Below are 26,065 nucleotides of genomic sequence, written 5' to 3' on the forward strand. Positions count from 1 at the left end.
AAGCTGAGGCGGCAAAATGTCCCTCCAAAATCTTGTCCTCGCTGACATTCTCATTCGCGAAGAAGCGATAGGCGGCCTTGGTATTGGCCCAGTCCTGAAAGGCGGTGGGTAGTGATTTGTCTGGCCGATCACCGAGTGCTTCCAGCATGACAGCCAACCTTTGATTCAGTCGCGCGTCCCCCAAGTCGCAGCCAGTCATTTCCTCGTTCACCCAGTGTTGTCCCATATTGATACCTCTTATCATATCGAACGAACTGAGAAGCCAAAAAAACACATCGGGCTTTACTTTATCAACAGTATGCTTATGTAGCTGATGATTTGTGGGTAATTGCAAGGCCCGTTAAAGTCTATGCTCATATCCACTTTGCCGTGGTGGCTGGCGTCTTCCACCGTCACATTCACACCCAGCGCGGCGAAGTGGCTGTAAAACACGCTGGCGTAATGGCCTTCGTATTGGGCAATGGGGTTGTTGCGGTACCAGTCGTGTGGCAAGCCGGCATAAAGCGCTTTGAGGTGGGTTTCCAGGCCTTGGAGGTCGTGCGCTTGCAAGTTACGGAACAGCGTAAGCCGCTCCCGAGGGGGGGCTTGCACACCCAGCACAGGTAAAAGCGCTTGGTTAAGGTTGGCTTCCACCTCAAGGTTGGGGTAGCCCAAGGTGTAGAGCCAATAACCGGTCATCGGCTCCTCGACAGCATGCGCGGTCAGGTAGCCCGTTTGGAACAAGAGCGCTTCGGTGGCGATATGGTCGACATCAAAGCGGCCTAATAATTCGGCTTCTGTTTGCAGTTGGCTCAAGGCAGGAGTGAACACACCGCGTTTTTTTAGCAGTTCTACTAAAAACGTAGGGGTAGCGCTTTCAAACCAGTAAGGGGTGAATTTCCGCTCTTCTAACAAGAGCAATACATCAAACGGGTTGTAAACGCTGGGCACGTCTTGCCCGCCCCAGCGATAGCCGTTGTACCAGCGGCGAATCTCGTCACGGTCAAGCCCAGGCAGTTCAGGCGCAAACACCGTGTCCACATCGTGGTCGGTATAGCCACAGATAGCGGCATAGTCAGATGAGAGTGTGATGTCGCGCAGATTGTTCAGCCCTGAAAACAGGCTGACTTTGCTGAACTTGGAAACGCCGGTCAGCAGTACAAAGTGCAGGTGGGGGGCGGCATCTTTCAGCACGCTATAGAGGTTTTTCAGACCTTCGCGCAGTTCGCGCGCCCTATCGCTATCGAGAATATTATCAAGGATGGGTTTATCGTACTCGTCGATCAGCACTACTACGCGTTGACCGTGAACACGATGCGCTTGCTCAATCAAGCTAGCAAAGTCGTCCGCAATACGCTTAGGAGGCGTCGACGTAATCTGCAGACGTGCACGCTGCTGCTACAACTGATATCGAATGTTCGCATCTAGGTCCTCTCTGTCAGCCGCCACTCCATTGCCAAAGCTTAAACGCACCACCGGGTACCGCTGCTGCCAGTCCCACTTGTTGTGAATATATAACCCGTAAAATAGCGCTTCGCGGCCTTCAAATAGGCAGCCCAGGGTATCTAGCAGCAGGCTTTTGCCAAAGCGACGCGGGCGGGAGAGAAAATAGTATTTGTTTTGGTTCGCCAGCTTTTCAATGAACGGCGTTTTGTCGACGTAGTAATAGCCGCCTTCTCGGATATCCGAAAAAGTTTGAATGCCTATAGGCAGCTTACGACGATGAGCAGCTGGCATGCTGGCCTCCAATGCTGAACCGATGAAACACAGGACAGTTTAGCACGGTGGCGATAAGGGCAGGTGGCGCATATGGAGCTGTGTTTTTGGCAGAGGTACTGCTGGCGTTCTACGCGTAGCCGAATCAATTAAAGGAGTCCGTAGTGCGCGGTGACCAGAGGTCAAATTTGGTAGAAAACAGGACACAGAAAAGTCACGGTGTGTGCCAACGTTTTGACAATGAAGGGCACAGAATGGCGTTAATGGGTGTGATAGAGAAGATTTGAAATGCATTGGCATGTTAATTAACTTGTTGTTTTAAATATTGTTTATTGGTTTTTTTACGGTGGGGAAGAGCGATGCTTGTGCGGCTTAAACCGGCCTCCGAAGCCGAAGGTCGCAGGTTCAATTCCTGCCGGGCGCGCCAGAATTTTGTGAAAAAGGGCCTACGAGAAATCGTGGGCCTTTTTTTTGTTTGGCTGCTATCGGACAAGGTGCGTATGTTGTGGAGAGCATCCAAGGTTAGATTTTTAAGAAAACTATAATAGCAAATTGCTATGTATGGCGATTTGCTATTATAATGCAGCCAGCGAAAGGGGTTGCATATGCATGTGGTCACACAAAAACGTATTTGGGAAGCAAAGGAGAAATGGCCGCAGTCGGCCACTGCCTTAGATGCATGGTTTCGCATCATGAAGGCTAGCGAACCCCAGAGCTTTGCTGAGTTGAAAGAAATTTTTCCGGCAACTGATAAGGTGGGAAGCCACCATGTTTTTGACATTGGTGGCAATAAGATTCGATTGATAGCAACTGTGCATTATCGCGCTAAGCGCGTTTTTATCCGCCATATTCTCGATCATCCTGAATATGACAAGGGTAAGTGGAAGGAGTGAAGATATGAATGCCGTTCTTGATCAAGCAGCTACTCACTGGCAGTACATTGCACCTCTTCTCTCTGCGCCAGAATCAGAGGAAGAGTATGACGAGAAAGTAGAAGCTCTTGATGAAATTCTAAATTTGGTTGGCGATGATGAAAATCATTATTTATCCAGCCTTGCGGTGCGCCTTGGTGATCTTCTTGAGGCATATGATGAGCATGTACGCCCCATGCCTGTCGCGGGGGAGACTGATGTGCTGCGTTATCTGATGGAAGAACACGGCATTACCCAAAATGATTTGCCGGAAATCGGCGCTCAGTCTGTTGTTTCGTCAATTTTGTCAGGCAAACGTAATCTTAACTGGCGGCAAATTTGTGGACTTTCCGACCGATTTGGCATCTCAACGGATGTTTTCAAACGGAATAAAAAACTTAGCGATATTAGTTAACTTGGTTCGAGCTTTATCATGAGAGGAACTTGAAGCCCACTTCCCCTAAAGGCTCAATTATGAATATTGGTGGTTTTCTTATAGGTCGAGAGGGTGTTAGTTAATTAATCGAATTGCTAATTAAAATTATCTATAAGGCGCGGTCCGGCTCATCCTGCACCCTCTAGATTCGAAGAAGGTTGTATCAAGCCTAGATAAGCAATCATTACCAATCCAGGCGTGCAGTGAATCCCAAAAAATCAAAAAAGACTTTATGCAGGCTCGGTAATATAAAGTCTATACAGTTTATCTTCTCTAATAACTGGTCTTGCCCTAACCTTGAGCGACGAATGATCGTTCAGTGAGCTTGAGTACGGGTTGCCTGGCTCTGAAAGTGCGATATCTGAAACCTTTCCTTTGATATGACCTTCGTATCCATTAGCTTCGATTATGCACGTCCCCGTATCAACATTTAGAGAGTGAAATCTCGTAATATGAAATATACCGGGCGATCCCACCTTTAGCTCCTCCTCCGATCGAATAGCAACAGCTTCTGGCTCTGTTATTACCACAGGATCATCAAGATCATGAAATGTAGTTACTTTTCTGCATGAAGACCCTACTGGAGTAACAGCCTTCCTCATATTGCCTTCAGCAGCCGAAACGAGAGCAGGTAATGTGTCGATTAGCTTTGATTGTAAGGAGGCAAGGCTGTCGTTCGCTCTTAATAGCCCATTTGACAACAAGACGTTAAGGTCTCCGTCAGCTTTAGCCCTTCTCTCTAAAACATGGACTAATTCGTTCATATTACCCTGCCCAGACAGCTTGTCTTTGATGAACCCAATGATTCGCGATACAAGCCAGTCAAAAGAGTTTTTATATATCTCTGAAAAAGCCAATATATCATGCGCTGCCACTGGAAGAATAACCAGTAATGATTCGTACGACCCTTGTGTCGCGGGCAGTGAGTAACATTTAAATTCGGTTTTTGCTCTAGGCTGAAGGATACTGCCATACATGCAGTAGTGAGCGACTAAATTATAGAGTCTAGATATTCCATCTATAGTCTTAGAATACTCAACTGCATCAAGTAAATGCTGATCTGCGTGTAGGCCTTCGAACTTAAGGCGCATGCTGGAGATAGACCCTGCTGGGGTGCTCGTAGACATGTATTTCCTCTAATTATAATTACCATGATCTAATCTCTCTACTCAAATTAGCCTAGCACAAGGCACTGAAATAGGATGGGACTCGTAAGCTTTGCTTTTCAACGCTTCTTCGTGGCTTGCTGATTTTGGATTCTTAATATTTTTCAGCGTTGGTGGGTGCGCAGAAAATTTAGTTTTTATTAGATGGAGCTGGTGGTCAGAGGCAAAATGCCGAGCAAACAAGAACCCCCGCGTAAGTTCGTGAGAACCAAAAGGCGGGGGAGCATGTGCTTATGGTCATCACGCTGTGAGATGCCTGTGCGATAGAAGCCGATGAGAAGAGTCTAAAGGCTAGATCAAGCACTGGAACTCAAGCCGACATAAAGTCATTCCAGCGCCTTACCAAATAGTTATGTTCATCCATGACGGTATTCCACACCGCGATGCGGCTCATTCTTGTCTGGTAGTCTCCACCGTCGCGAATTTCGCCACGGTGGATCAGGTCTGAGGTGTCATCGGGGCCCGGAAGGTTCTTGGCGGCAGGTTTGCCGCCATACCAAAAGTCCCACTCTGCAGCGGAAAGGTGAGGGCGGGTCAGTTCGGGGGTGGAAATGTAATAGCCTTGGCGGGCCATGACGGCACCGGGCCATCCAGAAATCCACCAGTTGAGGTAGTCATAGGCAGCATCTAGCGTTCGCCCCTTCACATGCCGTGAGATGGACATGCCGCCGTACCAGGCGCGATAGCCTTCTGTGGGGGCCGCCATGTGCACCTTGATATTGCGCTTTTTGAGATCCGTCATGGCGGGCGACCACAGACTTTCGATGCCGACCCGGCCGCGCACCATATCGGAAGATGCTTGATCCTGGTTGCTCCAGAAGGCGCGAAAGTGTTGCTGACGTTTGAGATTGATCAGGCAGTCAATCAGGCTGTCAATCTCTGCCAGGCTGAGATTACCTAGATTGTCGAACTCGACTAGGCCCGCTGCTTTGGCTGCCAGCGCGGCGTCAATAGCGCCGATGGCACTGTCATTTTGCAGGCTGACCATGCCTTTCCAGCGCTTGTCCAGCAACCAGCTCCAGCTCTCTTTGTTGATATCCAGCCCTTTGGGGAGCATGTCTGTGCGATAACCGAAGCTGTCCACATTGTGGCTAACAGGGAGCATGGTGATATGCCCACTGGGGCGAGAACCGTAACTGCCATCGGGTTGGACATAGAGTAGCTTGACCGGGTTACTACCTGCACCCAGGGGAGCGTGGGGTGTCAGCCTACCGGTCTTGGGGAGGTCATTGATCATGTCCCAGTGTTTAATGCGATCCACCTGAATGGGTTGAATCGCATTAGCGGGCCACACGAAGTCTACGTTGTGAAACCATTGATCATAAATATCGAAGCTATCCGGGGTTAGCACTCCCGCTTGCTGCGCGGCTACACCATCAAGAACCTCAAAGGTGAGGCGAAGGCCCAAGTCTTCCCGAGCACGCTTGCGAATGATTTCAAGCAGCGTTACCGAGGTGCCGAGCACCCTTAGCGTGACCGGACCTCGCTGCACATAGGGCATGGCTAGCGGTTTAGGGGATGCAGCTTCATGCATGGAATATCCTGGGGCTTGGGTGGTTGCTAACGGCATTCATGAAGATATTCAGTGAGTCTGTCACGCACTTGGCAGTGATGCCATGAGTGATGAAAATCAGCTCTGAAATGCGGTCGTCTTCAGGCCAGGCGTCTACGTGCTCTGGCGGGTGAATGGTGTGCTGAACACCATGTATGATCACCGGGCGGGTATCATCTTTTACATGCAACACGCCTTTGACGCGCATGATGTGGCTGCCATGGCGGTTGAGCAACATCGAGAGCCAAAGGCCAAAGCACGTCCAGTCCACTTCGCCGTCGAAGCAGAGGCGGAATGACTGAACATCTCCAAGGTGCGAGGCCGCGTCAGGTGCTGGCGGTTTACGCCAGGGCCCAAGCCATGTTTTTACCTCTGAGTAGCTGTAGTGGTCAATATGCGGCCCACTGCCGAATAGCTCATCACTGGCCTGTTTTAAGGCCTCCTGCCCCAATTGCTGCGCTGCCGGGTTGATGGTGTCAATCAGGCTTTGAACCTCATCAAGCTGGGCTTGATCGACCAGGTCGACCTTACTGATGACGAGTTTGTCGGCGACTGCAATCTGGGATTCCCACACCGGCTGGAGCTTGCGGCTGGCTGTGGCGTTGAGGGCGTCGACCAGCGTGAGATTGGTGCCTGGGCGCAGATGGTGCCGCAGTACAGGATCAGCGGTGATCGTTGAGGCGATGGGGCCGGGGTCGGCCAGGCCAGTGGTTTCCAGGATGATGCGTTTGAAGGGCGGAATTTTGCCGTCTTGGCGCTGTGACAACAGGCGCCGTAACGCATCAGACAGCTCGCCACGAATGGTGCAGCAGACACAGCCACTGGAGAGCAGCACGGCATCTTCGGCGATTTCACCTAGCAGGCGGTTGTCTAGGCCCACGTCGCCGAACTCGTTGATTAGTACGGCGCTGTCGCCGAAGTCTTCACTGGCCAGTACCGATTTGAGCAAGGTGGTTTTGCCACTGCCCAGAAAGCCGGATATCACGTGCACCGGTAGCAGTGGCGTCTTGTCGTTCATTGATCGGATCCTCTCTGGGGCAAGCTAGAAACATCTAAGCGTTAGTTTAACGATGCCAGAAAATTTGCATCTAACGGATCGATATCCCGCCCAGTCATCAGTTCGGCTTGGCGCCAGATGCCGCCTAGATCCTGAACCATCTCGCGCTTGCCTGTTGCGCTGGCGATCACGAAACTGGATGCCTGAAAATCTTCGAGCACGAGGCGATGCGGCTTAAGTACGCGGTTGATCAGTTCTGCCCGATAGGCCCTGGCACGGCGACGCTCGTAGTGAGCCTGCTCAGGGTCTTCGATGTGAGTACTCCAGTGGTTTTCACCGCCGAATACACCGCATAATCCGCACATAACAGCTCCTTTAACAGTTGATTCAGAGTGGCAACGGGCCTATTGGTTGGCAGCCGGGAAGCCCAAGTGATCGCTGGCGGCAAGCGCTACGCGCATAAGTGCCTCATCTTCTCCGCAAGGCGCCGTTAGCTGGATGCTGGTGTGCTGCTGGTTCTTGTCCACACCGCTGGGCAGCGCGATAGCGGGGGAGTCCAGCAGGCTTGCCACCATGCTCAGCCGCAACGTGGCGAGATTCACTTCAGCGAAACGCTCTGGGTTGTCTTCCAAAGGGGCAAGGAGAGGAGCCGTGTGAGCAACCGTGGGGGAGAGTAGCGTCGCCCCGGCGAGTTCATGGCGAAGTTGCGCTTGAAGTGACCGGCGCTGGCGATAAAGCGTCACTATGCTGTCCGGTGCCATCTTCTGCGCATTAATTAATCGCTGCCGAACTCTTGGATCCATAGCTTCTGCAGCTTCACTTTCCAACAGCTCACGGTACTCGGTGTAAGCCTCTGCTGCGCCCAGCCAGCCGTGATGTTGAATGAGGTGCAGAGTGTCGCTCACGCTGGCCAGCTTTCGTCTGATCAGGTGGAAGCCGGCATTAATAAGCTGCTCGGCGCTGCGCTCTAGGTTTTGCCGCACGCCTTCTTCGATACGTTCGTCGTCTAGATAGGCGGTATCCAGCACGATGACCGTGCGTTCGGGGTCAGCGCGCTCCCGCGTTGTGGCCTCTTCTCCTCGCATGACATCGTCAATGGCCAGGCAGTCTTCCAGGGACTGAGCGATGACACCAATGGTGTCCAGGCTATGTGCTAGGGGAGTGACGCCTTGCCGACTATGGCGAGCCTGGGATGGGCGATAGGATGCCAGACCATTAAAAGCGGCAGGTACACGAAGCGAACCTGCCGTATCGGTGCCTATTGCTGCAGGAACGATACCTTTGGCGACGGCCACTGCTGAGCCAGAGCTGGAGCCGCCGGGCACCCTCGGTTCTCCCTGGCCTGGCGTATGATGAGGCGTGCCATAGTGCGGGTTCAGCCCAAGGCCTGAGTAGGCCAGTTCGGTCAAATTGGTCTTGCCCAGGCATACCATGCCAGCCGCTGTCGCATGGCGAACCGCAGTGGCATCGTACATTGCGGGCTTTTCGGTGAGCACTCGGCTGCCCGCCGTCGTCACTGCCCCAGCAATATCGAACAGATCCTTCCAGGCGATAGGAACCCCATCGAGCGGCCCTAGCGAAGCGCCCTGCGCTTGGCGTCGAGCGGCTGCTGCGGCCTCGAACATGGCGCGCTCCGGGGTGAGCGATATAAAAACGGCGTCACTCTCTTTAGCCGCCGCCAGGCATTGGCGCGTCAGTATTATAGGGTCGAGTTTGCCATGCTGGATGGCTTCGCCCATGGCAAGGGCAGTGCTTGGGTAAGAGACCATGAAAAGGTTCCCCGAGTTGGTCGACTGGTGCTGTAGTGATGGTTAATGCCCGCTTAGCGATCTTCACGCTTGAGTGCAGAGGCAGGGATATCGTCGGCTGTCAGGCGCTCGAAGCGCTTCTGCTCGGTATAAACCCAGTTAAGCCCTACTGATGTCGCCAGAAAACGATCATCAAAATTGCTATCTAACTCTTCTTGGGGATAATGACGCAGGATCCAAGTTTTCATCAGTATCACGTACACCACCAACGCGGTGATAAAACCAACGGCATAAGCGTACTCTAGGAATATGAGTGCCATGGCCCCGCCCGCCAGCCAGGCGATAATGCCAGCTGGATTGAAGCCATTGAAAAAGCGGAATTGACCGGCGGGATCGTACAAGGCTGGGACATTAAGACGACGGTGCCGCAAAATATAGTAATCCGCGACCATGATGCCGCCGACTGCGGAGAGTACCGCGCCATAGTAGCTGAGGAAGGTAAACAAATTGTTCAGAATCAACCAAGGCATGGAAGCTGTGCCGATGATACCGGCGATGACCAAGGCGACAGGATAGCTAATACGAGGGGCACCGGCATTGACGAAGGTAAGGGCAGCCGGAATCAAGTTGGCGGCATTATTGGTAGACCACTGAGCCAATATCACCATGGCCAATAGTGCCACCATGGTGAAGCCACCCCCCTGGCCTTGAATGACGGTGACAGGGTTCCAGTCACCTGCCGCGATAAAGGATACGCCACCAATCAACGCTACCCAGGCCTGGGTCGCAGGTAAGGCCAAGAACTGTGCGACGAAGACGTTGCGATTGCGGGCGAAGAAGCTGCGTTGTCCTCCTGGCGTGCGCAGGAAACGGGTCAAGTTGGGAATATCCACTGCCAATGCTGACCAAAAAGCCATATTGGCGAAGAATAGCGCTAAAGGCACTACTTGTTGATCGCCAACAAACGTCCAGATGTTGACGCCGTTGGTTTCGGCTAGCACGTTAAGAGTGAAGTACATCCAGACTGATATAGCGACGATGCAAGGTGCGGCGATAGAGGCGAGTAATTCTACTGCGCGAATGCCGAGAGCGGTGTTGACGATCTGCACGACAGCGAAAAGCACGTACCACACGATCCAATTATCAAATCTGAAGTGGTTATAGTTTCCTGGACACACAGACGCAGATAATATTATCTGCCCCACAAGGTGTGTGCCATGAGTCAGAAGAAAAGCAATTCGTATACAGCCGAGTTTAAAGAAGCCGCCGTCAAACTAGCGGTGGAATCCGATCAACCGATCGCCCAGTCGGCGCGCGAGTTGGGCGTTAACGTCAACACGCTGCATACTTGGATCGATAAATTCCATGGTAAGCAGACGAGTGATTCGAGTAGTGCGGTTGACGACAAGCACCTATATGAAGAGTTGAAGCAACTCCGGCGTGAGAATGCTCGGCTGAAGGAAGAGCGGGAACTGTTAAAAAAGGCGGCGGCCTTCTTCGCCAAAGAATCGAACTGAGGTACGGCTTCATCGAGGAGCATCGGGGCACGTTCAGCACTGCCCTGATGTGCCGAGTGTTTGAAGTCTCTCGCAGTGGCTATTACGAGTGGCGAACTAGACCGTCCAGCCAGCGAGTCCGGGATGATCAGGCGTTGAAGGCCAGTATTCGTGAACATCATGAAAAAAGCCGCTCAACCTATGGAACACGGCGTATTCAAAAGCAACTGGCTGAAGACGGAGAGACCGTCAGCCGCCGTCGAATCGGTCGATTGATGGGTGAAGAGGGCCTTAAATGCAAGATGCGGCGCAAGTTCAAAGCGACGACCAATTCAAAGCACAACAAGCCGGTAGCCGCGAACCTGCTGAATCGTAACTTCACGGCATCAGAGCCTGATCAGGCTTATGTCGGTGATATCACCTATATCCCGACACGGGAGGGCTGGCTGTACCTAGCCGTCTTCATTGACCTTTGCTCACGAGCGGTCGTCGGATGGTCCATGGATAGCCGGATGCCGACAGCGTTGGTGAACGACGCGCTGACCATGGCGATCTTTAAGCGTCGGCCAGCAGCCGGTCTGCTGGTTCACAGTGACCGTGGCAGCCAGTATGCCTCGGATAGTTTCCAGGGCTTGCTCAAGCAGCATGAGTTCAAGTGCAGCATGAGCCGCAAGGGTAACTGTTGGGACAACGCCCCGTCAGAAAGCTTCTTTCATACTCTAAAGACCGAGTTGGTGTATCACGAGGACTTTAAGACGCGAGAGGAAGCGAGGCAGGCGATCTTCGAGTATATCGAGGTATTTTATAATCGGGTGCGGCTGCACTCCAGCAACGATTATATGAGTCCAGCGGACTATGAATCGAGGCTACGAGCAGCCGCTTAAAAAAGTGTCCGGAAAACTGTTGCCAGATCACTTCGGCTGCCGGCGTAGGCAGTGACTTCCCAAGGCTTGCCGATAGGGCTCCACGCATACGGCACCGACGACGCTTATGAAAAACCTGATTCATCAAAGTAATAGAGCTCGTGCTCGCCTTGGTCCTCTCGCTCATGAAGCGCTTTCATCAGGTCTTACGTTTTGCGAAAGTCCGTTTCGTCACGCTGGGTCTTGAGTGAATGAGACCATCCAAACCGGACACTTCCCATTGCTTGAACCATCGTGATACGGCATCGCCGCGAACCTGAAGTATCTCACTGATTTGGTTAATCGTATGGCCTTGGTCACTCAGTAGAATGGCATGCGCCCGACGGCGGAGAGCGCGCTTCTCGCCATGGTGATAGGCGGAGGTCAGCGTCTGTTGTTCAGGTTCAGTGAGAGGGGCAACGAAGCGTTTTTCCATGGTTCTGTCCGTGCCAGAAATCCTGGCATGGATGTTGCTCGAAAACTTTAGATTAGGAACTTAGAGGCGATTGGTAAAGGCGTTACCAGTGTTGCCGTCGGCGATCATGTGATTCCTTTGTATACCCCCGAATGTGGCGAGTGCAAATTCTGCCTGTCCGGCAAAACCAACCTGTGCGGGAAAATCCGCGAAACCCAGGGCAAGGGGCTGATGCCCGACGGCACCAGCCGCTTCTACAAGGACGGAAAGCCAATCTATCACTACATGGGTTGCTCGACCTTCTCCTAGTACACCGTTCTGCCGGAGATTTCGCTGGCGAAGGTCAACAAGGAAGCCCCGCTGGAAGAGGTGTGCCTGCTCGGCTGCGACATAACCACCGGCATGGGCGCGGTCATGAATACCGCCAAGGTGGAAGAAGGCGCTACGGTGGCCATTTTCGGTCTCGGCCTGTCTGCGATTATTGGTGCGACCATGGCCAAGGCGAGTCAGATTATCGTCATCGACATCAACAACAGTAAGTTTGACCTGGCACGACAGCTTGGTGCAACCGACTGTATCAATCCCAAAGACTATGACAAGCCGATTCAGGAAGTGATCGTTGAACTGACTGACGGTGGCGTGGACCTTCGAATGCATCGGCAACGTCGATGTCATGTGGTCCGCACTGGAATGTTGCCACAAGGGATGGGGCGAGTCGGTCATTATTGGCGTTGCCGGGGCAGGCCAGGAAATTTCCACCCGCCCGTTCCAGCTCGTTACCGGTCGCGTCTGGAAAGGCTCCGCCTTCGGAGAGGTCAAAGGCCGTTCCGAGCTGCCTGGTATTGTCGAGCGTTACCTGCAGGGTGAATTCAAGCTTAATGATTTCATCACCCACACTATGGGGCTTGATGACATCAACGAGGCCTTCGAGCTGATGCATGAGGGCAAGAGCATCCGCAGCGTTATTCATTTCGACAAGTAATCGCGACGGCCACCTGCCCCGCAGGTGGCCGACCGATGGAGGTCCCGATGACAATCGAAAACCTGAGCAGCAACAAGAGCTTCAGTGGCTGGCACAAGCAGTACAGTCACCTTTCTGAAACTCTGGGTTGCAGAATGCGATTTGCGATTTACCTTCCGCCAGGAGTAGCCAACGGGGAAAAAGTACCGGTGCTCTATTGGCTGTCCGGCCTGACCTGTACCGATGAAAACTTCATGCAGAAAGCTGGCGCCCATCGTGTGGCCGCGGAATTGGGCATGGCCATCGTGGCACCGGACACCAGCCCCCGCAGCGATGACGTTGCCGATGATGAAAGCTACGATCTTGGCCAGGGCGCTGGCTTCTACGTGAACGCTACCGAAAGCCCATGGCATCCCAACTACCGCATGTACGACTATGTGCTGAATGAGCTGCCTGCACTGATCGAATCTGTTTTCCCGGTAACGGATCAACGCTCGATTGCAGATCATTCAATGGGTGGTCATGGCGCCCTCGTTCTGGCTCTTCGCAACCCTGAAAGATACCGGTCCGTATCGGCCTTCAGCCCGATCAGCAATCCGGTAAATTGCCCATGGGGCAGGAAAGCCTTCACAGCCTACCTGGGCAAAGACACCTCACGCTGGGCCGAATACGACGCTAGCCTACTGATGCGCGAGGCAAGGCAGTTCGTACCAGCCCTAGTCGACCAGGGCGATGCGGATAATTTCCTGACTGAACAGCTTCAGCCAGAGGCGCTTGAGACCGCAGCCAGCATCAGCAATTACCCGCTGTAGCTCAATTTCCGGGAGGGCTACGACCACAGCTACTTCTTTATCGCGAGCTTTATCGAAGCGCACCTGCGATTCCATGGCGGGCATCTGCGGTGTCGGGCTTTACGGTCTTAAAGTGGCCAAACCACACAATCAAGGGCTAAACAATCAATGATCCTGTACTGGCAGCAGCTGAGGATAAACTCGGCAACGAGTTGAAAATACAGCAATCAGCCCTTGAACCCGGCCAGAAAAGCGCGGTATTCCCGGAGCACCGCTTCACTGCTGCGGGCGAGCAGCCTGACTTCCTGTCCGGGGAGGCATTGGGCCAGCCGGGACGCGGCCAGCGGCGAAAGCGCACCCAGTCTCGGATAGCCTCCGATGGTCTGACGGTCGTTGAGTAATACGATCGGCTGGCCATCGGGTGGCACCTGAACCCCTCCGAGGTTGATGCCCTCTGAAATCAGCGATCGGATTCGGCACTGTAATTTGGGGCCGGTGAGGCGCACACCCATGCGGTCTGCCCGGTCATCCACCCGCCACCAGGTGTTGAAAGCGTCAAACAGGCTGCGGCCGGTGAATTCGGCAATCTGCGCACCTGGCAGCAGGTCGAGCTGCGGCGGCTCCCGGAAATCCGGGCGGGCATGTGGCGGGGCCGGGGTGATGCCCGGTGCTGCGGTGATACCCGGTTTGAACGTGCTTAACCTGTCGTCATCCGCCAGCTTGCGGCCGTAGCCATCAAAACCGCCCAGTTGCTCCCGGGCGACACAGGCTACGCTGCCCATCGCTGGCGGAGCCGCAAAGCCACCGTGTACAGACAGATACGCCCGCAGTCCGCTTACCGGGGTGCCAAACGTCAGTTTCTGGCCTTCGGACCAGCGTACCCGTTGCCAAAGCGGAACCGGATGGCCCTCCAGCGTGGCGCCAAGATCGGCTCCGGCGATGGCAATATCAAGATCGCGTTCCGCCACCAGTTGCAGTCCGCCAAAGGTGATTTCAAGGCTTGCCGAGCCCCAGGGATTACCGGCCAGCCGGTTGGCCCAGGCCCATGAGTACAGATCCGCCGGACCGCCTTGAGTGACCCCCAGGTGTCGGACACCAAAGCGGCCGCGATCCTGAAGCAGCGCAAGCGGCCCGGCCCGGAGCACCCGGATCGCGATGTCGCTCTGGGGCAGGGTGGTCATTGGCATGCCTCCATGGGGGTAATGTCGCCTCCGCTACGTTCAAACGCCTCTCGAGAGGCCGGAACAAAGCGTACCTGGTCGCCCACATTCAGCAGGCTGAAACCTTCTCTTTCTCGGTCGAACAGGCGGGCACTGGTGCGACCCAGAAGGTTCCAGCCGCCTGGGGTGGCGGTGGGGTACGCGGCGGTCTGGCGCGCGGCAATGGCCACGCTGCCCACCGGGACTTTCTTACGGGGCGTGTCGAGCCTCGGGCATTCCAGCTCTGGGGCGGTCAGGCCCATGAAGGCAAAGCCTGGCGCAAAGCCCAGGGCAAAGACGCGGTAGGTTTTCTGGCTGTGGCACGCGATGACCTCAGCCACCGACAGTCCCGTATGTTCCGCGACCCGCTCAAGGTCTGGCCCAACGCTGGCATGGTAGAACGTTGGCAGTTCATGTATCTGGCTGGTGCCGGAGCTGCCCTCCGGTGTCAGGTCCGTGAGCAGGCTGGTGATCTTCTGTTGCGCTTCCAACGGACTAAGTTGCACGGGATCGAAAACCACCAGCAAGGTGGTGTAGGACGGCACCAGGTCCACCACCGCCGTTCCGAACGCCGATTCGCAGCGCTGCAGCAAGGCGGTGATCCAGGGCAGGTTGGTTTCCTCAATGCTATCGAACAGTCTTACCATCCAGCCGTCCAGGCCCGCAGATTCCAGCCGGGGCAGGGTTGTGACGGAGCCTGTGTTCATGTCTGGCTTCCAAGCGCCTGAATGGCTTCCCGAATGGACTGGATGGCAGCAATGGATTCGTTGTTGTCCCCATGCACGCACAAGGTGTCGGCTTGCAAAACGATCTTGCTGCCGTCGCTGGCGGTGAGTGGTTCACCTTTAGCGATCGTAATGGCCTGTGCCAGGATTTCCTTCGGGTCTTCATGAACGGCACCGGGCTGCCGCCTGGACACCAGATGCCCGTGCTGATCATAAGCGCGGTCTGCAAAGGCCTCAAACCAGAGGTCTATGCCATATCGGTCGGCAATGTCCTGTGCCATCGACGTGTCACAGGCGGCCATAGTCATCAGGGGCAGAGAGGCATCGAAATCTTTGACCGCCCTGACCACGGCTTCAAACAAAGCCGGATCCCGGATCATATCGTTGTACAGTGCGCCGTGGGGTTTCACGTAATGTAGCCACAGACCTTCAGCCCGACAAAGCCCGGACAGCGCCCCGATCTGGTACAGCACAAGGTCTTCCACTTCAGCAGGTGAGCAAGCAATAGAGCGTCGGCCAAAACCCACCAGATCCGGATAGGATGGGTGAGCGCCGACCTTCACCTGATGGGCTTTGGCCAGGCGCAGGGTACGCCGGATAACGTGAGGGTCGGATGCGTGAAAGCCGCAGGCTACGTTGGCAAGATCCACGTGGGGCATGACATGCTCATCCATTCCCATGACCCAGGGGCCGAAGCTTTCACCCATATCGGCATTGATCAAAAGCGTGCTCATATAGCCTCTCCTGTTTTAACCATGCGGTAACGCCACTGGCTTAAGACAAAAATTCCCAGGCTCACTGCCATCGAGGCAGCCAATGCCACGGCAAACGTGGCCATAGGAGGCAAAGTGTCTACCACCAGTGCCAGCGCCAGTGCAAAGGCTACGAGGCTGAGCATGCCTTTCTGGGCCATGCTTACCGTTGCTCTTGCCACTTCCGGGCCGTAGCGCTCGTAGAGTGTCCAGCCAATCGTGAACAAACCCACAGGAAACCCCACCAATATACCGGAAAGGAACGGGCCTGTTCTCGCCGCCAGGGTTGTTGCAATACTTACCAGAATGCCAGCCAGCAGGCCCCGTAATAGCAGATCGAACCAGCCTGATCGAGCAATTACGACGGTGTGCCTTAGTTGCAGCCTGTGGCGTATGAACTCAGCCGTCAAAAGCACCAAGCCGTACGCCAGAAGGGCTCCCCATACGCCTCCGGGTAGCAATGAAAATAGAAGCGAAGCGGGTATCCAGCTGCCCGTTGCCAGTGCCAGGCTGGTGAATACGCCCAAACGCCCGGCGGACAGCACGAAGCTGATAGCGAAGATAAGCGTTGCGATCAGTGCGTGCAGAGTCGACAGTGCGGCGGCTTGCAGGAACTCGGTTGAGCGCTCCTGAAGCATAAAGAAGTAGCCGGGGCCAAGAATAATCGGCGTGCCTGCCAGAATGCCGCCAAGCCGGGGGCCCATCTTGCCAACCGCCACCGACACGCCAATCACCACTGCGGCGGTTGCCACCAGTTTGACAATCAGAACGCTCAGCATAGGGTTGAGAGTATCCCCTCAAGGCCTGCTGCCGTGTTGAGCAATTGCCGATCCGTTCCATTTCGGCCAACCAGCATTAGCCCAGATGGCAGCGCGCCCTGCGGGTGATTCGGAATTGTAATGGCACATAAATCCAGCAGGTTGGCGACGGTCGGGTTGCGCAACACCAGCAGGTTCAGCTGGCCATAGCTTTCATCATCAACGAGTTCCTCAAAACGTGGTGGGGCAATGGGCACGGTGGGTGCCAACAGTCCGTCGTAGGCTGACAACCACTGGTCGGCCTGTTGTTTGCGATTCTGTCGGCGGTGCAGCAGCTCGATGTAATCGGAGGCGGTGAGAGAGGCACCGCGCTCGATGCGAGTACGGACTCTTGGATCATAGCGATCTCCGCAAGCTGCCAGCCAGTCCCGGTGCAGATGGTAGCTCTCTGCAGCGGTAAAACCGCCGCCCTCCAATAGCTCTGGCAGGGCATCCAGTACCGGAACCGCGACCTCGTCAATTATTGCGCCCGCGCCGCGAAGAGCCTTCAGGCTACGGCCGAAAGCGTCAGAAATTTCGGCTGAAACATCGTCGAGCATGTAGTTGGTAGGGACGGCAAAACGCAGGCCAGCCAATGAACGAGGCTTTAAAGGTGTCGCCGGTTGCCCTGCCAGAACAGCATCAATGCGTGCACAGCAGTCGACGGTTCGAGCCATAGGGCCGATAGAGTCGAGGCTATCGGACAGCGGGAAGGAGCCCGTGCGTGGAATGCGGCTTTGCGACGGTTTAAAACCGACTAGGCCGCAGAACGCTGACGGAATACGAACTGAACCGCCGGTATCGGAGCCGATAGCCGCTGCGGCCATGTATCGGGCCACGGCGACGGCGGCGCCCGAAGATGAGCCGCCGGGAATCCGGCCGGGAGCGACAGGGTTATCCGGTGTGCCGTAATGGGGGTTTATGCCAAGCCCGGAATAGGCGAATTCGGTCATGTTGGTGTGCCCGGTAATAACAGCCCCGGCACGGCGCAAGCGAGTTACGATCAGCGCATCGGCTTTGGCTGGAGTGTCCCACCATTGGCTACCGGCGTGGGTAACTTCTCCTGCCACGTCGAACAGAACCTTCAATGCGATCGGTAAGCCAGCCAGCTCACCAGTGGGTACACCGGCGTCTCGCAAGCCGTCTATAGCCCGGGCTTCGGCTTTTGCCTGGCCATCGAACCGGCGGGTATAAATCTGCCGATCCGGGTGATCACCTTTATCGATGTTGGCCTGGCAGATATCCAGTAGCTCACCGGCTTGCCAGTGGCCAGCGGCCAGGCCAGTGAGTAGGTCTGCCAGAGATTCCGCTGGCAATGGCTTGAGCGCTGTAGTTTCGAGTCGTGTCATTTTATCACCGACAGGGTCTCAACGTTGTAAGCATGCTCCAGAGAGCGGCCTCTGACCGGATCCGTTAACACCATCCGAAATGTTTCTGCCGGGCGAACACCTCCGATCACGGGTAGTGTTCCGCAAAGCATAGCCTGTCCGGGTGCCAGTTCGGTTGTTTCCAGGCCAAATCGACGCAGTAGATCCTCCGGATGCAGTAGCCCGGTAACACCGCCTTGCTGGTAGGGTACTTCCTTGCCATCAATGGTGGCGAAAGAGGCCATTTGTAGCTTATCCCAATGGTCAATTACATCCGCCAGCCACCAGATCTGACGCCCTACCGGTTTGGCACACACCTGTTTGGAATGGGCGACCGACCAGGCTTCGGCTTCCCGATCCGTGTGATCTGAGCCCAGGCCAACAACGGTGCCGTGTTCGGTTCCGATCAGCAGAACCTCGATTTCACCACTGGTTTCGTTGCCCAAAAATTGAACCTGGTTGGCGGTGGTCACCAGTCCTGCTGATACCCGATAGAACAGAGGTGTGCTTGACGGGGGTGCAACACCGATGGCCTTGAGTTCTTCAATGTGTTCATCAATGCCAGCCTGCTCGCGCCCCGCCCAACCAGCAATAATCATTTCTTTTATTTCAACGTTCAGGGTTTCGCCAGTCTCTGCAAATTGAAATTCTGTCATCACGTATCTCCTGTTGTTATGCGTTGGTTAAGGGGCTAGTTGAGCAGTTCCGGCAGGAAAAGCGCGATTGAAGGAAAGAGGACAAGGGCTATAGCCATTAGCAACATTATGGCGACGTAAGGCAATGCGCCAACCATGACATCGTTGAACGAGCCACCCTGACGAACCCCCTGCACCACATAGAGGTTGAGCCCGACCGGAGGTGTAATCAGCGCCATTTCGATCAGCAGAATCAGCAAAATGCCAAACCACACCGGGTCAAAACCCATACTGATAATGATTGGAGCCACAATCGGAATGGTTATAACCATCAGTGACAGAGTTTCGATGAAGAAGCCAAGAATGATGTACATGGCGATGATCATCAGCAGGGTGGAGTAGGGGCCAAGGCCGGCAGACTCAAGAAACGAGGTAAGCTCCCGGGTGATACCTGCAGAGGCCAGAACAAAGTTCAGGAAATAGGATGCTATGATAATCAGCATGATCATGCCCGTGGTGCGCATGGTGCCTTCGAGAGCTTCCATGACGACGGATTTGCTGAGCTTGCCCATTGCTGCCGCGATCACCATGGCGCCGATAACCCCCAGCGATGCAGCTTCTGTTGGGGTTGCCCAGCCAGCATAAATAGAGCCGACAACAATACCGAACAGGAGCAGTACCGGAACCAGGTGCCACAAACTTGAGAAACGCTCAGCCCACGAGTGGTGCGTGCTCGGCCCACCCAGTGAAGGACGCCATAAACAGATCAGAGCGGTTCCGACAATAAACAGCAGTGCCAGCAACAACCCGGGAATCATCCCAGCGGCAAATAACTGCGGAATAGAGGTTTCGGTCATAAAACCGTAGACGATCAGGTTGATCGACGGTGGGATCATAATGCCGAGAGTACCGCCTGCGGCAATGGAACCCGTGAACAGGCGCTGGTCGTACTTCAGGTCTTTGCCTTGCGGGATGGCAACTGTGCCAATGGTGGCAGCCGTCGCCACGCTGGATCCGGATGTTGCGGAAAACAGGGTTGCCGTGGCCACGTTAGCGTGCAACAGGCCGCCGGGTAGCCAGGAAAACCAGCTCTCCAATGCCCGATAGGTTCCTTTGGCGATGCCGGTGCGCACCAGAATTTCGCCCAATAGTATGAACAGGGGAATGGCGATCAGGAGAAAGCTGTTGGAAGCTGTCCAGAGGACATCCCCCATGGCATTAACCAGGGGAAACGGCGAGAAGAACTCGTCCAGAAACAGCCCCAGCACAATCAGTGTAGCGGCCACCGGAACACTCACCAGCAGAAGAACAAGCAGAACGGTCAGAGTTAGCACAATCATCAGTTGGTTTCCTTGTTCTCTTCGCGGATCTGTTCATCCAGTGTCGGGCTGCCAGCCAGGCGCTGTACGTCATTCATCTGGCCGCTGAGCAGGCCGAGCAGTACTCGCAGAGACATCAGCACGACAGCGACAGAGAACCACACCAGACCTAGCAACCACAGTGCCTGGGGAATCCATACGGGTGTGCCCAAAGGCGTATTTGCGCGGGCTCCGCCCGTATAGGAGTGCTCTGCCACATCGAATGCGGCACCCACAACCAGAACGCAGAACAAGGCCAGAGATAACAGGGCGATGAGATCAAGCACACCGCGTGCGCTGACGGGCAATTTCACATACAAAGCATCAATGCGGATGTGAGCTTTGCGCATCAGGGTGTAGGCAAACGCCCAGCTTGTGCTGATAGCCATCACGTATCCGGTGATTTCAGTCGCGTGCAAATTTGAGCGGCCGATCAGCTGACGGGACAAAATTTCCATGGTCACCAGAGCGACTGTCAGGAGAATCAGAACGCCACCGGCCCGGGCCAGCCAGAGCGAGCCGGACTGGACGCCCTGAAGAATCCGGTCGAGCCCGGAAGTTATCTGTTCCAACATAGGGTTCTCCAGAACGGGTTGCCGCGCACAACCCGTTCTTCAGTTATTGCAGGATGATGAAATTTACTTTGAGGCTTTCAAGCCTGTGACACTGCCGATGGTTTCATTCCAGCGATCAACCCAGCGCTGATCAACCCGGTCGGCCCAGTTTGGCAGTAGCTTTTCTTCCAGGTGGCGGGAAACTGCTTTGAAATCGCTCTCCGTTGCCTGCACCAGTACCATGTTGCCTGACTCACCACGGGAGCATTCTCCTTCACCGGTCAGGCAGGCAATCCCTTCTTTGGTTTCATCAACTGCTGTGGCCCATACTTTTGCTTCGTAGTTCTCTTTCAGTTCTTTGAGCAACCATTCCTGGGTGTCTGCCGATAGTGACTGCCACTTTTTACCGTTCATGGCGGTTACAACGTGATCCCACCCGCCAACTGGAAGCGGGTACAGGTGAGTGGCTACTTCGTACCATCCGGAGCTGTAGCCTGAAAGTGAACCGGTGACCGCACAATCAATAACGCCACGCTGAAGTGCTCCGGGCACTTCGCTGTAATTCAGTGTGATACCTTCAGCCCCCAGAGCTTCCAGGAACTCCGCAGTTGTTCGGCCACTGGCGCGTACTTTCTTGCCTGCGAGATCCGAGAGACTGCTGATTTCGGCATTGCAGAACACAACCTGAGAAGGATACGGAGCCACTGCAAGCACCTTGGCGCCGTCGAAACGCTCACTGAATGCTTCGTCCAGAACCGGCCAGTAGGCTTCGGCAACCTGGCGGGCAGTTTCAACATCCGGTGCCATCATGGGCATATCAAGCCCTTCCAGCTCAGGTGCATCCTGAACCGCGTAGTCGGCAACCGTTGAGGTAACCTCAATGACATTGCGAGCCATCAGACGGTAGACCTCACCGCCACCCAACCCCATCTGATCGAACGTCGTTACGTTGGTAGAGATATTGCCGCCGGATGCCTCAGGAATATGATTGCTCCAGAACGGGTTCTCGAAGTTTTTATACAGCGACAGGCTGCTCCAGCTGCCAACGTATGAAAAGCTGGTGTTATCAATGTCCTGAGCGGTGGCATGGCCTGCCATCAGAAGGGTGAGCGCAGTGGCTGCGGCGCAAACCTGATTTTTGTTCATCATGTCATTTCCTCTTCTCTTTCTCTTTGTTGTTTAACAGGTTGTTGTTTAACAGGTGCTAAAGCAAGGTGACTTGGCTTTCGGGAATGTCTGTTACCAGCATGTGGCCCGGGCTATGAGTAATCGCAAAAGGCACGCCAGCATCCATCAATACTTGCTGAGGGGTCACGCCACATGCCCAGAAAACCGGTGTCTCATTGCTATAGATGGACACGGAATCACCGTAATCCGGATTCATCAGATCACGAATACCAATCAGAGCCGGATCGCCAAAATGCACGGGGGCACCGTGGGCCAGAGGGAAGCGTGTGGTGATCTGAATGGCCCGGATTGCCTGTGCCGCCGGGAAGGGGCGCATGGATACCACCATATGACCGGAAAACCCTCCGGCAGCTTGAAGCGGGATCGAGGTTTTGAACATAGGGACGTTGCGGCTTTCGTCTATATGGCGAACAGCCACACCGTTTTGCAACAGTGCATGTTCAAAGCTGAAAGAGCAGCCCAGGGCGAAGGTTACAAGGTCGTCGCGCCAAAGATCAGAGACATCCCCTGCTGTGCCGGAGAGTTCACCGTGACGGTAGACGTGATAGGCCGGAACATCCCGTGCAATATCCAGATCGTTGCCCAGCAATTCGCAGGTTCGCTGCCCCGGCTCACTAACGGCAATCAGTGGGCAGGGTTTTGGATTCGCCTGGCAGAAACGCAGGAAACCATTGGCCTGTGCCTCGGGAAGCACTACCAGATTTACCTGAACAAAACCGTTTGCCAGGCCGGCGGTGGGGCCGGTCAGGCTGCCATCTCGTGCCCTTTGTCGCACCGCTCTGGCCTCGGAGGGATTAACGCTGATCATTTTTTTCGCCTTGTAATGGTTTCTACTTAAGCTAAGGCAAGCGAAATGATTAATTCCAATCGATATTTAGAATAAAAACTGATTGAAAAATGTGATCAGTTGTATGGCTAACGTAATTCCCGGGATTCTGATGACACCAGATTCAGCGCTAGATCGGCGATTGCACGAACAATGTAGCCGCCAGGTGCTGTGGTATAAGCGACGTTGAACACAAGATCAGGTACATTTGCCTCAACCTGCAGTTTTCGAAGCTTTCCGGACTCAAGCTCGCTGGTAACAATCTCACTGGGTAGTGCACTGACACCAACACCATCGACCGTCATTCGAATGATGGTTGAGAGTGAGGAGCTTGAGTGGATCTGGATAGAGCGACTCACAGGGTTGATCAGCGAGCGAATGTAAATGTGTGGTTCACTCATTCGTGGGTAGGTGATGATAGGCACCTGGGCCAGAGTAGAGACGCTCAGAGGTTTTTCGTGCAGCATCAGCTTTTCACTGGCCACCCAGGTGAGGGAATAGCTGCAGAACGGTTTGGTGACAAAGTCCTCATGCCGTACCTCACCGATCAGAAACGCAATGTCGATTTCTCGCCGGATGAGTTTTTCGGCAAGACTAACGGAAATATCCACATCGAGTTCGAGGTTGATGGCGGGATAGGTTTCGTTGATCCTTTCGATCAGCCGGGGCAGCCAGGTATAGGCAATGGTTTCTGCAACGCCTAATCGTATGGTGCCATGGATGGAGTCCGGGTCGGCGACTTTCTCCAGAAGCTCCTGATGAAGTTCAAGAATTTTTTCGGCGTAAACCAGCAACTCCTGGCCTTTGGTTGTCAGCACTGCACTGCGCCCGGATCGGTCAAATAGTTTAACGCCGAGCTCGTCCTCCAGGCCGGAAATACGTGCAGATATGGTCGGCTGGGAGGCGTACAGCTTTTCACCGGTGGCCCGAAAACTACCCAGCTTGGCTATCCAGTAGAAGGTTTCAAGGGACCTGATATTCATAATTTTCCGGAGCCTAATCCGTTTTCTGGAACGACAGCAGAGTCTTGCCACTGGCATTTTGCAGATGCAGTTTCAGGCCCTCAAGCAAATACCCCTCCACCTTGCCCAGCCGCTGCCGGAACCGGTCTGCAGTGGCCATATCGGCGCAGGCCATCATGGTGGCCGCGATCGGGCCGATCGACAGCGTGTCTGGGGTGACGGCGTGCGGGCTCCCAAAGACGTTGTTGCAGCCATCGGTGCCGGTGAAACGCATTTCCGTGAGGTTGAATTCCAGGCGCGGCCGCTGGCGCTCGCTGGTTAGTGCCAGTGGTTTCCCCTCAATGGCTTCGAGCACCCAGATATCGTGCAGCCGCAACCGGCTGTCGGCCTGCTTGTCCAGAACTTCAACCAGTTCGTAGGCAATGGATGACTTATCCGCAGGCACCTGATGTGCGGGTAGCTGCGTTTCCTTCACCTTCAGCTTGTAGATATAGCCCGGTACGTACTCAAAGCCCTGAATGGGCGCGTAGAACAGTTGCCACTTACCAGCAGACAGCTCCTCGCCCCTCTGCACCTGCAGACATTGCATGGGGCCGACGCCCACGCACTTGGCATTCAGGCTGTTCACCCAGTAGGTGCTGGTGGTGGAATTTGCGTCGGTTTTATCCGCCGCGGAAGGGCTGAATGCTGAACAACCAACCAGCAGTGATGCTCCCAGAGCAATGGCAATAGAAACTCGAAGCATGCAGTTACCTCTCATCATCAATCCTGGGTCATGGCCGGGCTGGCCTTATCACAGCTTTAATGAGGGTAGCACTAAGTTGATGAACGTATGATAGGAAGATAGCGAGTTGACGGATACCTCACCATCCTGTAGACGGCGAGGTATCTCGATAGTGCTCAGTCTGGTACGTCAGCTACCGACGGCACCACCGCCGAGGGCAGATCTGACAGCGCAGCCAAGGCGGCTTCCTGCACCTGCTCCGAGGGCACGGCTTTGCCAGACGCCCGGGACGGCAAGGAACGGGTAGCGGTGGCTGCGGCAACCACCGTGGGGTTGTAGCCCAGCGAGAAGGCGCCCCGGGCGGTGGAGTTCACGCACATATGGGACATAAAGCCCGCCAGAATCAGATTTTGCACGCCCGCGGCTTTCAGCTGGTCATCCAGGTTTGTCTGGGTGAAGGAATTCGGGTAATTTTTGGTGATCACCGGCTCGCCATCTACCGGGGCTACCACATCGGCGATCTGGCCAATCGGTGCCGTGAGGTCGTAGGGTGAACCGGCACCGGCATCGTGTTGAATGTGGAATATCGGTCGCCCCGCCGCCCGGAAGCGCTCCAGCAACGCCTTGCACTCCTGCAGTGCGGGCTCCACGCCATCCAGTTTCATAACACCTTCGCGGTAGGTGTTCTGGGCATCGATAATCACCAGCGCGGAATCGCTGATCGGGCTCGCCTGGTTCCCCAGGCCGACAATATCCCGCAGGGTTGTCAGATCACTCATGATGTTTCCTTATGGTTGGCAACGGCAAAAAACTTCTGTGTGACGGTGCAGTTGCAATGGCTCACCGGTTATAAAAAAACCGACCGACACTGGCAAGTTACCCGGCCCCTGCCAGCAAGTGAATCAACACAAGGGAGGATTGCCCCGCGCCTTGGGAGCCAGTACCAAAGTGCCGTGTTGCCCGCAGTGGCATCCGGGCTACGGCCTCCTTATCGTAGCCTCATGTCATAGCCTCATGCAAAAAGGCTTCTATCGACGCGGCCCGGACCACAGAGCTGGGGCCTGTGTGGGGTTTCTGGATATGCGCCGCAAAAGTCCGAGAGTTGACGTGCTATCCGAGTGGGCTGCGAACCCCGGCAAAGCCCTGGCCAAGAACGTGCGTATAGATCTGGGGAGTTCGCAGATCCGAGTGGCCGAGCAAATCCTGAACGGTGCGAATATCGGTTCCGCGTTTCAATAGCTCGGTTGCAAACGTGTGCCGGCACGTATGACAACCCGCCCGCTTGCCAATGCCAGCTTGTTTGACGGCATTGCGTACGGCCTTTTGAACAGAGGTAATATGCCGATGGTGACGAACCACGTTGCCAAGGTTATCGGTGCTAATAGATGGTGACGGAAAAGCCATTGCCATTCCAGAGACCGACCTGCATTCGGATATTTTCGGGCAAGTGCAAACGGAAGGCTGACAGGATGAAGAAACGCTTTGTCCTGCTCCCGCCAGGCTTTTCGAATAGTATTGATATGACATTGCAGCGGAGCCAGCAATGGGGCGGGTAACAGGGTTGTTCGGTCTTTGGCGCCTTTGCCGTCTCGAACTGTGACGACCTGTTGTTGAAAATCGAGATCTTTAATACGTAACCGGCAGGCCTCCGTAATTCGCAGGCCAGAACCATATAGCAGGGAAGCAATCAGGCAATCTGTTTCCCCCATCTGATTTGTGATGGCCATGGCTTCATCATGGGTGAGCACTACCGGCAGTTTGCGTGGCTTTTTCGACCGGATAACCTCGCCGATATCGCCTATTGGTTTGTCCAGTAAGTGCCTATTCAAAATTAATCGCGCACTCAGTGCCATAGCCATCGAGTAGCCGGTGTACCTCATCACAGAGGTTATCAAACGAAAGATACGC

General features: G+C 54.7%; 25 protein-coding genes, 1 tRNA gene and 4 pseudogenes. 6 read left to right on the forward strand and 24 right to left on the reverse strand.

What is annotated here, in order from left to right:
- Nucleotides 1–244: IS4/Tn5 family transposase DNA-binding protein (locus BMY49_RS18195; protein ID WP_371827832.1), on the reverse strand; the 244-nt coding region annotated here is incomplete at its 3' end.
- Nucleotides 245–282: 38 nt separating this feature from the next.
- A pseudogene (locus tag BMY49_RS13650) lies at nucleotides 283–1,716 on the reverse strand (AAA family ATPase).
- A 335-nt stretch (nucleotides 1,717–2,051) separates the two neighbouring features.
- Between BMY49_RS13650 and BMY49_RS13655 the strand changes: the two are divergent.
- The 3 genes from BMY49_RS13655 to BMY49_RS13665 all read left to right on the forward strand — a co-directional run bounded on the left by BMY49_RS13655 (nucleotide 2,052) and on the right by BMY49_RS13665 (nucleotide 3,021).
- Nucleotides 2,052–2,122: transfer RNA gene (locus BMY49_RS13655), tRNA-Leu, on the forward strand.
- A gap of 178 nt (nucleotides 2,123–2,300) precedes the next feature.
- Entirely contained in the window at nucleotides 2,301–2,588 is a 288-nt protein-coding gene (locus BMY49_RS13660; protein ID WP_089675819.1) for a type II toxin-antitoxin system HigB family toxin, read from the forward strand.
- Nucleotides 2,589–2,592: 4 nt separating this feature from the next.
- Nucleotides 2,593–3,021, forward strand: a complete 429-nt coding sequence (locus BMY49_RS13665) for a helix-turn-helix domain-containing protein (protein ID WP_089675820.1) — start codon at nucleotides 2,593–2,595, stop codon at nucleotides 3,019–3,021.
- Nucleotides 3,022–3,272: 251 nt separating this feature from the next.
- Here the strand turns inward: BMY49_RS13665 and BMY49_RS13670 are convergent, their stop codons facing one another.
- The 6 genes from BMY49_RS13670 to BMY49_RS13695 form a co-directional block, all read right to left on the reverse strand.
- Nucleotides 3,273–4,169, reverse strand: a complete 897-nt coding sequence (locus tag BMY49_RS13670; protein WP_089675821.1) for a DUF7946 domain-containing protein — start codon at nucleotides 4,167–4,169, stop codon at nucleotides 3,273–3,275.
- Between the two features lie 349 nt (nucleotides 4,170–4,518).
- On the reverse strand, nucleotides 4,519–5,742 hold the full coding sequence (locus BMY49_RS13675) for an ABC transporter substrate-binding protein (protein ID WP_089675822.1): 1,224 nt from the start codon (nucleotides 5,740–5,742) through the stop codon (nucleotides 4,519–4,521).
- The gene (locus BMY49_RS13680; RefSeq protein ID WP_089675823.1) at nucleotides 5,735–6,778 is read right to left on the reverse strand and encodes a CobW family GTP-binding protein; all 1,044 of its coding nucleotides are present in this window, start codon (nucleotides 6,776–6,778) and stop codon (nucleotides 5,735–5,737) included. Before BMY49_RS13680 ends, BMY49_RS13675 begins: the two co-directional genes overlap by 8 nt.
- Before the next feature lie 41 nt (nucleotides 6,779–6,819).
- Nucleotides 6,820–7,122, reverse strand: coding sequence for a hypothetical protein (locus tag BMY49_RS13685; RefSeq protein ID WP_074211333.1), 303 nt, complete (start codon nucleotides 7,120–7,122; stop codon nucleotides 6,820–6,822).
- Nucleotides 7,123–7,161: 39 nt separating this feature from the next.
- On the reverse strand, nucleotides 7,162–8,526 hold the full coding sequence (locus BMY49_RS13690) for an amidase family protein (protein ID WP_089675824.1): 1,365 nt from the start codon (nucleotides 8,524–8,526) through the stop codon (nucleotides 7,162–7,164).
- Nucleotides 8,527–8,579: 53 nt separating this feature from the next.
- Nucleotides 8,580–9,710 (reverse strand): NCS1 family transporter, encoded by a 1,131-nt coding sequence (locus tag BMY49_RS13695; RefSeq protein WP_244154973.1) that lies wholly within the window; start codon nucleotides 9,708–9,710, stop codon nucleotides 8,580–8,582.
- Nucleotides 9,711–9,722: 12 nt separating this feature from the next.
- Here BMY49_RS13695 and BMY49_RS13700 point away from each other — a divergent pair.
- Nucleotides 9,723–10,885, forward strand: a protein-coding gene (locus tag BMY49_RS13700; protein WP_089675826.1) for an IS3 family transposase whose coding sequence is annotated in 2 segments (ribosomal slippage) — nucleotides 9,723–9,996 and nucleotides 9,996–10,885 — 1,164 coding nt in all. Because the reading frame shifts where the segments join, the coding sequence is not laid out codon by codon here.
- Between the two features lie 32 nt (nucleotides 10,886–10,917).
- On the opposite strand, the pseudogene BMY49_RS13705 reads toward BMY49_RS13700, so the two are convergent.
- Nucleotides 10,918–11,339: pseudogene (locus tag BMY49_RS13705) on the reverse strand (helix-turn-helix domain-containing protein); the annotation flags it as partial.
- A 72-nt stretch (nucleotides 11,340–11,411) separates the two neighbouring features.
- Here BMY49_RS13705 and BMY49_RS13710 point away from each other — a divergent pair.
- Nucleotides 11,412–12,300, forward strand: a pseudogene (locus BMY49_RS13710) (S-(hydroxymethyl)glutathione dehydrogenase/class III alcohol dehydrogenase); the annotation flags it as partial.
- Between the two features lie 35 nt (nucleotides 12,301–12,335).
- A pseudogene (gene fghA, locus BMY49_RS13715) lies at nucleotides 12,336–13,202 on the forward strand (S-formylglutathione hydrolase).
- 95 nt (nucleotides 13,203–13,297) lie between these two features.
- Here fghA and BMY49_RS13720 read toward each other — a convergent pair.
- The 15 genes from BMY49_RS13720 to BMY49_RS17905 form a co-directional block, all read right to left on the reverse strand.
- Nucleotides 13,298–14,251: a 5-oxoprolinase subunit C family protein gene (locus tag BMY49_RS13720; protein WP_089675827.1), complete on the reverse strand. Its 954-nt coding sequence runs from the start codon at nucleotides 14,249–14,251 to the stop codon at nucleotides 13,298–13,300.
- Entirely contained in the window at nucleotides 14,248–14,976 is a 729-nt protein-coding gene (gene pxpB, locus BMY49_RS13725; RefSeq protein ID WP_089675828.1) for a 5-oxoprolinase subunit PxpB, read from the reverse strand. The genes BMY49_RS13720 and pxpB overlap by 4 nt, the downstream gene beginning before the upstream one ends.
- A complete protein-coding gene (locus tag BMY49_RS13730) occupies nucleotides 14,973–15,728 on the reverse strand; it encodes a 5-oxoprolinase subunit PxpA (RefSeq protein ID WP_089675829.1) in 756 nt (251 codons plus the stop codon). The genes pxpB and BMY49_RS13730 overlap by 4 nt, the downstream gene beginning before the upstream one ends.
- Complete coding sequence (locus tag BMY49_RS13735; RefSeq protein ID WP_089675830.1) at nucleotides 15,725–16,525, reverse strand: hypothetical protein; 801 nt, start codon at nucleotides 16,523–16,525, stop codon at nucleotides 15,725–15,727. Before BMY49_RS13735 ends, BMY49_RS13730 begins: the two co-directional genes overlap by 4 nt.
- Nucleotides 16,519–17,892, reverse strand: a complete 1,374-nt coding sequence (locus BMY49_RS13740) for an amidase (RefSeq protein WP_089675831.1) — start codon at nucleotides 17,890–17,892, stop codon at nucleotides 16,519–16,521. The genes BMY49_RS13735 and BMY49_RS13740 overlap by 7 nt, the downstream gene beginning before the upstream one ends.
- Nucleotides 17,889–18,566, reverse strand: coding sequence for a DUF2848 domain-containing protein (locus BMY49_RS13745; RefSeq protein WP_089675832.1), 678 nt, complete (start codon nucleotides 18,564–18,566; stop codon nucleotides 17,889–17,891). Before BMY49_RS13745 ends, BMY49_RS13740 begins: the two co-directional genes overlap by 4 nt.
- Before the next feature lie 35 nt (nucleotides 18,567–18,601).
- Nucleotides 18,602–19,885: a TRAP transporter large permease gene (locus tag BMY49_RS13750; RefSeq protein WP_089675833.1), complete on the reverse strand. Its 1,284-nt coding sequence runs from the start codon at nucleotides 19,883–19,885 to the stop codon at nucleotides 18,602–18,604.
- Nucleotides 19,885–20,478: a TRAP transporter small permease subunit gene (locus BMY49_RS13755; RefSeq protein ID WP_089675834.1), complete on the reverse strand. Its 594-nt coding sequence runs from the start codon at nucleotides 20,476–20,478 to the stop codon at nucleotides 19,885–19,887. Before BMY49_RS13755 ends, BMY49_RS13750 begins: the two co-directional genes overlap by 1 nt.
- 63 nt (nucleotides 20,479–20,541) lie before the next feature.
- Nucleotides 20,542–21,606, reverse strand: a complete 1,065-nt coding sequence (locus BMY49_RS13760) for a TRAP transporter substrate-binding protein (RefSeq protein WP_089675835.1) — start codon at nucleotides 21,604–21,606, stop codon at nucleotides 20,542–20,544.
- Between the two features lie 55 nt (nucleotides 21,607–21,661).
- Nucleotides 21,662–22,453 (reverse strand): putative hydro-lyase, encoded by a 792-nt coding sequence (locus BMY49_RS13765; protein ID WP_089675836.1) that lies wholly within the window; start codon nucleotides 22,451–22,453, stop codon nucleotides 21,662–21,664.
- Nucleotides 22,454–22,560: 107 nt separating this feature from the next.
- Nucleotides 22,561–23,454 (reverse strand): LysR family transcriptional regulator, encoded by an 894-nt coding sequence (locus BMY49_RS13770; protein ID WP_089675837.1) that lies wholly within the window; start codon nucleotides 23,452–23,454, stop codon nucleotides 22,561–22,563.
- A gap of 13 nt (nucleotides 23,455–23,467) precedes the next feature.
- On the reverse strand, nucleotides 23,468–24,178 hold the full coding sequence (locus tag BMY49_RS13775) for a DUF4377 domain-containing protein (RefSeq protein ID WP_167359378.1): 711 nt from the start codon (nucleotides 24,176–24,178) through the stop codon (nucleotides 23,468–23,470).
- Between the two features lie 155 nt (nucleotides 24,179–24,333).
- A complete protein-coding gene (locus BMY49_RS13780) occupies nucleotides 24,334–24,936 on the reverse strand; it encodes a cysteine hydrolase family protein (protein WP_089675839.1) in 603 nt (200 codons plus the stop codon).
- Nucleotides 24,937–25,267: 331 nt separating this feature from the next.
- A complete protein-coding gene (locus BMY49_RS17265) occupies nucleotides 25,268–25,495 on the reverse strand; it encodes a tyrosine-type recombinase/integrase (protein ID WP_228219834.1) in 228 nt (75 codons plus the stop codon).
- A partial coding sequence (locus BMY49_RS17905) for a tyrosine-type recombinase/integrase (protein WP_371827831.1) occupies nucleotides 25,390–26,065 on the reverse strand: 676 nt, incomplete at its 5' end. The genes BMY49_RS17905 and BMY49_RS17265, both read right to left, overlap by 106 nt.

The organism is Vreelandella aquamarina (assembly GCF_900110265.1).
Lineage (GTDB): Bacteria > Pseudomonadota > Gammaproteobacteria > Pseudomonadales > Halomonadaceae > Vreelandella > Vreelandella aquamarina.